This is a genomic window from Streptomyces sp. NPDC058000, assembly GCF_042886435.1.
Taxonomy (GTDB): domain Bacteria; phylum Actinomycetota; class Actinomycetes; order Streptomycetales; family Streptomycetaceae; genus Streptomyces.
Genome location: NZ_JBHVQS010000085.1, coordinates 20,841 through 29,932 on the forward strand (window position 1 = coordinate 20,841; position 9,092 = coordinate 29,932).

The window sequence follows — 9,092 nt, forward strand, 5'->3', positions numbered from 1 at the left end:
GGGCGCGGGGGAGAGGTAATCTTCCCCCCGTGCCCGCACTGTCTGAAGTCCTCGCCGCGCTCGACGTCCTCTGGCCCCCCGAGCGGGCCGAAGGATGGGACGCCGTCGGCACGGTCTGCGGAGACCCCGACGCCGAGGTCCGCCGGGTGCTGTTCGCCGTCGACCCGGTCCAGGAGATCGTCGACGAGGCCGTGCGGCTCGGCGCCGACCTCCTGGTCACCCACCACCCGCTCTACCTGCGCGGCACGACCACCGTCGCGGCCTCCACCTTCAAGGGCAAGGTGGTGCACACCCTCATCAAGCACGACATCGCCCTGCACGTCGCGCACACCAACGCCGACACCGCCGACCCCGGCGTCTCCGACGCCCTGGCCGGCGCGCTGGACCTGCGGATCCTCCGCCCCCTGGTGCCGGACCCGAGCGATCCGGACGGCCGCCGCGGCCTGGGCCGGATCTGCGAACTCCCGCACCCGATGACGCTGGCCGAGCTGACCGCGTACGCCGCCGCCCACCTGCCCGCCACCGCGCAGGGCATCCGGGCGGCCGGCGACCCGGACCGCGAGATCCGCACCCTGGCGGTCTCCGGCGGCTCCGGCGACAGCCTCTTCGACGACGTACGGGCGGCCGGCGTGGACGCGTTCCTCACCGCCGACCTGCGCCACCACCCGGCCTCCGAGGCCACCCAGACCACCGGACGGAACGGCCCGCTGGCGCTGCTGGACGCAGCCCACTGGGCCACCGAATGGCCGTGGTGCGAGCAGGCCGCCGCCCAACTCGACGCGGTCTCCGACCGGCACGGCTGGGGACTGCGCACGCACGTCTCCCACACGGTCACCGACCCCTGGACCGCCCACGCGGCGTCCACCCAGCTCACCCGTCCCCCGGAAAATACGCACACCACAGGAGCCCCCCGCTGAACGCCGCGCCCGCCGACCAGATCCGCCTCCTGGACGTCCAGAACCTCGACGTCCGGCTCACCCAGCTCGCGCACCGGCGCAAGAACCTCCCCGAACTGGCCGAGCTGACGGCCCTGGAGTCCGACCTCACCCAGCAGCGCGACCTGCTCGTCGCCGCACAGACCGAGGAGAGCGACACCAGCCGCGAGCAGACCAAGGCGGAGCAGGACGTCGACCAGGTCCGCCAGCGCGCCGCCCGCGACCAGAAGCGTCTCGACTCCGGCGCCGTGAGCTCCCCCAAGGACCTGGAGAGCCTCCAGCGTGAACTCGCCTCGCTGGCCAAGCGCCAGGCCGACCTGGAGGACGTCGTCCTGGAGGTCATGGAGCGCCGCGAGTCCACCCAGGAGCGGGTCCGCGAGCTGACCGACCGGCTCGGCGCCATTCAGGCCAAGGTCGACGACGCCACCGCCCGCCGGGACGCCGCGCACGCCGAGATCGACGCCGAGGTCGCCACGATCGCCAAGGAGCGCGAACTCACCGTCGCCGACATCCCCGAGGCACTGGTCACGCTCTACGACCGCATCCGCACCAAGCAGGGCGGCGTCGGCGCCGCCCGGCTCTACCAGCGCCGCTGCGAGGGCTGCCGGCTGGAGCTGGACATCACCGAGATCAACGAGGTGCGCGCGGCCGCCGCGGACGCCGTCGTCCGGTGCGAGAACTGCAGCCGCATCCTGGTCCGCACGCCCGACTCGGGGCTGTAGGCCGTGGCGCGTGAGCTGATCGTCGAGGCGGACGGCGGGTCCCGGGGCAACCCGGGGCCGGCCGGCTACGGCGCGGTGGTCCTCGACCCGGCGACCGGCGAGGCGCTGGCCGAGGCCGCCGAGTTCATCGGGACGGCGACCAACAACGTCGCCGAGTACAAGGGGCTGCTGGCCGGGCTGCGCGCCGCGCGGTCCCTGGACCCGGAGGCCACCGTCCACGTCCGGATGGACTCCAAGCTCGTCGTCGAGCAGATGTCCGGCCGCTGGAAGATCAAGCACCCGGACATGAAGCCGCTCGCCGCCGAGGCCGCATCGATTCTCCCGCGGGGCCGGGTCACCTACGAGTGGATCCCCCGCGCCCGGAACAAGCACGCCGACCGGCTCGCCAACGAGGCGATGGACGCGGGCAAGAACGGCAAGCAGTGGGAGCCGCGCGACTCCCGGGCGGCGCTCGCCGGCCCGGCCGACGCGGCCCCCGCCCGCAGCGCCGCGGCCCGGGCCGCCGACGCGGCCGCCGAAGCGGCGGAGGTCGCGGACGCCGCACCCGCCGCCCCGCCGGTCGGCTGGGGATCGCCCGACCTCGGCGCCCCGGCGACCTTCGTCCTGCTCCGGCACGGCGAGACCGCCCTGACGCCCGAGAAGCGCTTCTCCGGCAGCGGCGGCACGGACCCCGAACTCTCCGCGGCCGGCCGCCGCCAGGCCGAGTCGACCGCCGCCGCGCTGGCCGCCCGCGGCACCATCCAGGCCGTGGTCAGCTCGCCGCTGCGCCGCTGCCAGGAGACCGCCGGCGCGGTCGCCGCCCGGCTCGGCGTCGACGTCCGTATCGAGGACGGGCTCCGTGAGACCGACTTCGGCGCCTGGGAGGGGCTGACCTTCGCCGAGGTCCGCGAGCGCTACCCCGACGACCTGGATGCCTGGCTCGGCTCCGCCAAGGCGGCGCCCACCGGCGGCGGCGAGTCCTTCGCGACGGTCGCCCGCCGGATCGCGGTCACCCGCGACAAGCTGATCGCCCGTTACGCCGGCAAGACCGTCCTCCTGGTCACCCATGTCACCCCGATCAAGACCCTGGTCCGCCTGGCCCTCGGTGCCCCACCGGAGTCCCTGTTCCGGATGGAACTCTCCGCGGCCTCCCTCTCCGCGGTCGCGTACTACTCCGACGGCAACGCCTCCCTGCGGCTGCTGAACGACACGTCGCACCTGCGGTAGCGACTCCGCGGAACCCCGCGCTGCGCCCGGCCCGGCACCCCACCACGGTGTGCCGGGCCGTTGCGTGGCTGCGCGGGGCGGGGCCCGTCCGGGGGCGTGGGGGCGGGGCCCGGAGCGGGGGCGCCGCGCCTGAGTCCGGGCCCCCGGGCGCAGTCCGCGAAGGAGGGGTCAGCCGCCCAGCGCCGCCGCCTCCCGAGCCAGCCGCTCGACCCGCGCCCAGTCCTTGGCGGCCAGCGCGTCGCCCGGCAGCATCCATGTACCGCCGACGCAGCCGACGTTGGGCAGTGCCAGGTACGAGGGGGCCGACGCCAGGCCGATCCCGCCGGTCGGACAGAAGCGGGCCTGCGGCAGCGGAGCGGCCAGCGACTTCAGATACGCGGTACCGCCCGCCGCCTCGGCCGGGAAGAACTTCATCTCGGTGATGCCCTCGTCCAGCAGGCTCACCACCTCCGAGGCCGTCGAGACGCCCGGCAGGAACGGGAGCCCGGAGTCCCGCAGCGCGCCCAGCAGTCGCGGCGACCAGCCGGGGCTCACCAGGAACCGCGCCCCGGCCGCCCCGGCCGCCGCGACGTGCTCCGGGTTCAGCAGGGTCCCGGCGCCGACCACGGCCTCCGGGACCTCCTCGGCGACGGCCCGGATCGCGTCCAGCGCGGCGGGCGTGCGCAGGGTCACCTCGATCGCCGGCAGCCCGCCGGCGACCAGCGCGCGGGCGAGCGGTACGGCGTCCGCGGCGTCCTTCAGGACCACGACCGGAATGACGGGGGCGAGGCCGAGGACGGCGGGGGCGGGGGGCAGGGGAGCGGCGGCGGCGTCAGTCACGCCGCCCATACTGCGCCCGGCGCCCCATCCTCCGCAACGATCGTTGCGTATGTTGCAACGCGGAGAAAAGTGAGGCGGTCCGCCATGGCGAGCGCCGGCTCCGCCTCGTCCCTCACAGCTCCGTGACGATCACATCCAGCCCCCATGGCTTGCCGCCCTTCGCCGGCGCCTGCGCCTCCACCACGTACCCCAGCTCGCGCAGCGCCGCCACCAGCTCCGCCGGGTCCGCCGGTTCGTGCCCCGCCACCAGCAGGTCCCGGACCAGCCGCCCCTTGGTCGCCTTGTTGAAGTGGCTGACCACCGACCGCTTCTCGACCCCGTTCACGATCTTCGACTGGAGCACCCGCACCGTCGCGGTCCGCCCGGCCAGCTCCCCCTTCGGCTTCCACGCCGTGGCGTACGCCGCCGACCGCAGGTCCAGCACCAGGCCGCCGGCCCGTCGCCCTTCCGATGCGGCCGCCGGCAGCACCTCCGCCATCGGCCCCCGCCAGTACGCCCCCAGGGCGCCCAGCCCCGGCAGCTTCACCCCCATCGAGCAGCGGTACGAAGGGATCCGGTCCCCGATCCGCACGGCGCCCCACAACCCCGAGAACACCAGCAGCGACCGCTCGGCCCGCTTCCGCGCCGCCGCGTCCAGGGAGGCCAGCCCGAGGGCGTCGTACAGCACCCCGGTGTAGATCTCCCCGGCCGGCCGGGTGGCCGCGGTGCGCAACCCCGCGTTCTTGGCGACCTCGCCCTTCAGGCCCTCGCTCAGCCCCAGCACCTCCTGGGCCTTCGCCGCATCGGCCGCGCACAGCCCGACCAGTTCCTCCAGGACCTCGGCCCGCGCCTCGGTCAGCCCCGGCAGCGACAGCGCCCCCAGATCCAGCGGCTTCCCGCTGCCTCCCGCGGCCTTCCCCTCGGACGGCGGCAACAACACGAGCACGGTGTTTCTCCTTCACGGCGGTACGGGCAGGGGGTGCGGCCCCGTCGAAAGCTTAGAAGCCCGGCCGCCCCGGGGCGGTGCCCGCCCGGCTCCCGTACGCCGTGCCGGGAGCGCCCGGCGGCCATACGCTCGATTTCATGCCCCGTCGCCAGATGCATGTGACCGACGCAGCGGAGGCCCCCCTCCGGGCCGCCCTGCACGAGCTGCGCGTGCGGCTGGAGATCCCCGACCACTTCCCGCCCACCGCGCAGGCCGAGGCGGAGAGCGCCGCCCGCGCCCCGCGCATCCCGGCGGGCGACGGCGAGGTGGCCACCGAGCACACCCTGGACGACGCCACCGACCTGCCCCTCTTCACCCTCGACCCGCCCGGCGCCCAGGACCTGGACCAGGCGATGTTCCTCGCCCGGCGGCCCGGCGGCTACCACGTCCACTACGCCATCGCCGACGTCGCCTCCTTCGTCACCCCCGGCGGCGCCCTGGACGCCGAGTCGCACCACCGGGTGGCCACCCTGTACTTCCCCGACGAGCGGATCCCGCTGCACCCCACCGTGCTCAGCGAGGGCGCCGCCAGCCTGCTGCCCGACCAGGACCGCCCGGCCGTCCTATGGCAGTTCACCCTCGACGCCGACGGCGCGCTGACCGGCACCACCGTCCGCCGCGCCCTGGTCCGCTCCCGCGCCCGCCTCGACTACGCCGGCGTCCAACGCGTCCTCGACGACGGCACCGCCGAGGAACCGCTCGCCCTGCTCCGCGAGATCGGGCTGCGCCGCGAGGAACTGGCGACGGCCCGCGGCGCGATCTCCCTCAACGTTCCCGAGCAGGAGATCGTCGAACGCGACGGCCGCTATACCCTCGCCTACCGCGCCCCGCTCCCGGCCGCCGCCTGGAACGCCCAGATCTCCCTGCTCACCGGCATGGCCGCGGCCGAGCTGATGCTCGCCTCCGGCACCGGCATCCTCCGCACCCTGCCGCCCCCGAGCCCGCAACCTCGGTCGAGCACGGAGGACCCCCACCCCCGGGCCGGTTCGGTCGCCTGGCTTCGCCTCACCGCCCAGGCCCTCGGCGTCGACTGGCCCCACCACACCTCGTACGCGGCGCTGCTCCGCACCCTGGACCCGCACAACGCCGGCCACGCGGCCTTCCTCCAGGAGTGCACCGCCCTGCTCCGCGGCGCCGGCTACACGGTCTTCGACGGCACCGCCCCACCGGCCGCCGCCGCCGTGCACGCCGCGGTCGCCGCCCCGTACGCCCACGCCACCGCCCCGCTGCGCCGGCTCGTCGACCGCTACACCTCCGAGCTGTGCCTGGCCGCCGCGGCCGGCCGCACCCCACCCGGCTGGGTCCGCGCCGCCCTGCCCGCCCTCCCGCACCAGATGGAGACCGGCGCCCAGCGAGCCAACCGGGTCGAGCGGGCCTGCGTCGACCTCGTCGAGGCGGCCCTGCTGCGCGACCGGGTCGGCGAGACCTTCGAAGCCCTGGTCGTCGACCGCCACGAGGACGACCCCACCCAGGGCACCGTCCACCTCTGCGAACCGGCCGTCATCGGCCCCGTCCAGGCCGCCCCCGGCGGCCCCGCGCTGCCCCTCGGCCACCGCATCCGGGTCCGCCTGGCCGGCGCCGAACCGGGCCGCGACCCGGTCCGCTTCACCCCGGTGTGACCGGCTCCCCGCGCCCCACCACCGCCCGCACGGCCGCCACCGCGCCCCGCGCGTCATCCACGTGGAACCGCACCGTCCGCACCGTCTCCCGCCGCCCCAGCAGCCGCACCGCGACCACCGGTTCGACCAGCTCCAGCGTCACCGAGGTCTGCCCCGCCACGGCCAGCTCCCGCACCCCGCCGTCCTTGTGGCCGTCGCTTCGGCCGTTCCCCGGCCCGGACCGCAGTTCGTACCGGACCGACGCGATCAGCTCCACCGGTATCCGCAACTCCGACCGGGCACCGTCCCGCAGCAGCAGACCGTCCGCGCCCAGCACATGCGGCCAGGTCACCGCCGCGGCCTGGATCCCCAGCACCATCAGCACCGTGTAGACGTCCACCACCAGCAGCACCGCGTGCGCGACCGGCAGGTCCCGGAGCAGCACGGTCATTCCGACCGTTTCCACCACGCACACGAACGCCAGCCCGTACATCAGCGCCGCCTGCGCTCCCGCGTACGGGAGGGGACGCGCTCCCTCCGGCACCCCCGCCCGGCGCCGCGCCACCCACCACACCAGGCTCGCCAGCCACCGCCCTTCGTACGTGGCCAGCCGCCGCACCCGCTCCCCGAACCCGCTCATCGTGCCCCCTCCGCAACCCACCGCATGGCCAGCCGCATCGCCGCCGCCTGGGCCGGCGCCAGCTCGGCCACCATGAGTTCCGTCCAGAACTCCGCCCCCGGGCCCGCCGCGGGCCCGGCCCCCGCGGCGATCGCCGCCACGGCCTCCGCCGGCACGCAGTCCACGATCGCCCGGGCCGCCTCCGCCACCCGCGGATCGTCCACCGCCGCCCCCGCCAGCCCGTCCATCAGCCCGTACGCCGCATACGCCCGCTCCATCGAGCCCGGCGCCGCGAACATCTCCCGCAGCGCCGCCACCATCGCCCCCTGCGCCCGGCCGTCGCCCGACGCGTCCAGCAGCGCCAGCACCTCCCGCTCCCGCACCGCCATCGCCGGCTCCGGCCCCGGCAGCGTCGCCGAGGTCCGCGCCATCTCCGCGAACAGCTCGGCAAGTTGCTCCGACACCGGGCCTTCCTCCGGCAGCCCACCCGGCTCCTCGCTGCGCCGCAGCACCTCCGCCAACCGCGACCGCCGGGCCCGGATCGCCGCCTCCTGCCGCGCCAGATCCTCGTCCAGCTCCGCCAGCACCTCCCGCAGCTCCCGGCCGGCGTCCTCGGCCAGCACGTCCCGGACCTCCTCCAGCCCGAGCCCCAGCTCCGTCAGCCGCCGCACCCGCGCCAACGCGACCGCGTCCCGCAGCCCGTACTCCCGGTAGCCATTGGCCCGCCGGACCGGCTCCGGAAGCAGCCCCAGGTGGTGGTAGTGCCGTATGGTCCGCGTGCTGACACCGGCCAGCCCGGCGAGTTCCCCGATCCGCATGGACCCAGTAGAAACGTTGCCGCAACGGCAAGGTCAAGCCGCCGGAATCCGCCAGGTAGCATGGTCGATACGGCGGACGAGCCGGCCGGGCGGCCGCGTGGGGATCCCAGATCCCCCCGAGGAACGTCCGGGCTCCACAGGGCAGGGTGGTGGCTAACGGCCACCCGGGGTGACCCGCGGGACAGTGCCACAGAAAGCAGACCGCCCGGGCCGCACGGCCCGGGTAAGGGTGAAACGGTGGTGTAAGAGACCACCAGTGCCCAGGGTGACCTGGGCAGCTAGGTAAACCCCACCCGGAGCAAGGTCAAGAGGGGCCATCGGCTGATGGCCCTGCGCGGACGTTCGAGGGCTGCCCGCCCGAGTCCGCGGGTAGACCGCACGAGGCTGTCGGCAACGGCAGCCCTAGATGGATGGCCGCCTCCCGGCCGACCGCAAGGTCGCCCGGAGACAGAACCCGGCGTACAGGCCGACTCGTCCGCCGACTAGCTAGCACTGGCCCGCTGCCTGGCAAATCGCCAGGCAGCGGGCCTTTTGCGCTCCGCCTGCCGGTGATCGCCTGTTCACTGTTTGCGGTTGATTCCGGGTGCTTCTAGGCGTCGTGTGGCGATCCTGTGGCGGTGACAGCAACCCGCTCGTGTGGCGATTTGAGCTCGGGCCTGGCGCTCGTCAAGCCGAGCGGAACCCGGGGAGCAGGGGGAGCGTTTGCCGGTCGCTTTCCACCCGCAGGCAACGGTCACAGGGCAGGCCCCGCCAGCCCGCCAGGGCCTGAGCCGTTTCACGAACCTCTGCTGCAAGCGCACCAACGGCCGTCGTGGCCCTGACGAACCACAGCTCAGGCTCGCCCGCTTCCTTCGCGTTAGACCAACGATGGAAGGACTCCGCGCGGCCATCGGCCAAGCCAGAATGCTGCTGCCGAAGGAAGACTGCCGCCATCAGTCGATCCGTCGTGGGGGAGATATTCGGTCGGTGCCAGGTAGCCCTCACCAGGGGCGAGCCGTATTCGGACGATGCGGAACGCACGCCCACTCGCGACGTACGCCCGGCAGTCGTCAGTGTGGGGATAGCGGTGTCCGTATGCAGTGGGGTGGACAGCTCGGCACACTGCCTGTGCGTCGATGTCGCCCAGGATGATGTACCGGGTTCCAGGTCCCAGATTGAGGCAGAGCCTACGGCGCCCCGCGTGCTTGTCGGCAAACGTCAGCTTGTCCCAGTTGTCCAGGTGGAGCCCGATCAGACAGCTGTCCTGGTAGTTGTTCGTGGTCGTGGCCATGCCCGGTCCGGCAAGCGCCTGACCGAGGTACACCGCGTCACTGTCACCTAGGCAGTGTCTGATGGCTCTTTGACGAGATCACGGAGCCAGATCACGATGGCTGCGGTGGTCAGGGTGCCGTGGAAGATGTAGTCGCGTTTG

At 74.2% G+C, this 9,092-nt stretch carries 8 protein-coding genes and 1 other RNA gene; 5 read left to right on the plus strand and 4 right to left on the minus strand.

From position 1 onward, the window contains the following. Positions 1-29: 29 nt before the first annotated feature. From ACFVT2_RS40185 to ACFVT2_RS40195, 3 genes are read left to right on the plus strand one after another with little or no spacing between them, the layout of a single operon-like run. Complete coding sequence (locus ACFVT2_RS40185) at positions 30-917, plus strand: Nif3-like dinuclear metal center hexameric protein (RefSeq protein ID WP_390026570.1); 888 nt, start codon at positions 30-32, stop codon at positions 915-917. Next, positions 914-1,657 (plus strand): zinc ribbon domain-containing protein, encoded by a 744-nt coding sequence (locus ACFVT2_RS40190; protein WP_390026589.1) that lies wholly within the window; start codon positions 914-916, stop codon positions 1,655-1,657. Before ACFVT2_RS40185 ends, ACFVT2_RS40190 begins: the two co-directional genes overlap by 4 nt. Positions 1,658-1,660: 3 nt before the next feature. After that, a complete protein-coding gene (locus ACFVT2_RS40195; RefSeq protein ID WP_390026572.1) occupies positions 1,661-2,863 on the plus strand; it encodes a bifunctional RNase H/acid phosphatase in 1,203 nt (400 codons plus the stop codon). A 168-nt stretch (positions 2,864-3,031) separates the two neighbouring features. Here ACFVT2_RS40195 and eda read toward each other — a convergent pair whose 3' ends face one another. Beyond that, positions 3,032-3,691 (minus strand): bifunctional 4-hydroxy-2-oxoglutarate aldolase/2-dehydro-3-deoxy-phosphogluconate aldolase, encoded by a 660-nt coding sequence (eda, locus tag ACFVT2_RS40200; protein WP_390026575.1) that lies wholly within the window; start codon positions 3,689-3,691, stop codon positions 3,032-3,034. Between the two features lie 103 nt (positions 3,692-3,794). Then, complete coding sequence (yaaA, locus tag ACFVT2_RS40205) at positions 3,795-4,607, minus strand: peroxide stress protein YaaA (protein ID WP_390026577.1); 813 nt, start codon at positions 4,605-4,607, stop codon at positions 3,795-3,797. A gap of 137 nt (positions 4,608-4,744) precedes the next feature. On the opposite strand from yaaA, the gene ACFVT2_RS40210 reads away from it, so the two are divergent. After that, positions 4,745-6,265: an RNB domain-containing ribonuclease gene (locus ACFVT2_RS40210; RefSeq protein WP_390026580.1), complete on the plus strand. Its 1,521-nt coding sequence runs from the start codon at positions 4,745-4,747 to the stop codon at positions 6,263-6,265. Here the strand turns inward: ACFVT2_RS40210 and ACFVT2_RS40215 are convergent. Further along, complete coding sequence (locus tag ACFVT2_RS40215) at positions 6,252-6,884, minus strand: hypothetical protein (RefSeq protein WP_390026582.1); 633 nt, start codon at positions 6,882-6,884, stop codon at positions 6,252-6,254. The genes ACFVT2_RS40210 and ACFVT2_RS40215 overlap by 14 nt on opposite strands. Continuing rightward, positions 6,881-7,681: a MerR family transcriptional regulator gene (locus ACFVT2_RS40220; RefSeq protein ID WP_390026584.1), complete on the minus strand. Its 801-nt coding sequence runs from the start codon at positions 7,679-7,681 to the stop codon at positions 6,881-6,883. Before ACFVT2_RS40220 ends, ACFVT2_RS40215 begins: the two co-directional genes overlap by 4 nt. A 77-nt stretch (positions 7,682-7,758) precedes the next feature. Here ACFVT2_RS40220 and rnpB point away from each other — a divergent pair. Then, an RNA gene (gene rnpB, locus ACFVT2_RS40225) (RNase P RNA component class A) lies at positions 7,759-8,159 on the plus strand. Positions 8,160-9,092 lie beyond the last annotated feature (933 nt).

What these genes read in the sequence shown, in the direction of transcription:
- eda (WP_390026575.1), bottom strand. Translation starts at nt 3,691, where the DNA reads ATGGGCGGCGTGACTGACGCCGCCGCCGCTCCCCTGCCCCCCGCCCCC.
- ACFVT2_RS40210 (WP_390026580.1), top strand. Translation starts at nt 4,745, where the DNA reads ATGCCCCGTCGCCAGATGCATGTGACCGACGCAGCGGAGGCCCCCCTC.
- ACFVT2_RS40215 (WP_390026582.1), bottom strand. Translation starts at nt 6,884, where the DNA reads ATGAGCGGGTTCGGGGAGCGGGTGCGGCGGCTGGCCACGTACGAAGGG.
- ACFVT2_RS40220 (WP_390026584.1), bottom strand. Translation starts at nt 7,681, where the DNA reads ATGCGGATCGGGGAACTCGCCGGGCTGGCCGGTGTCAGCACGCGGACC.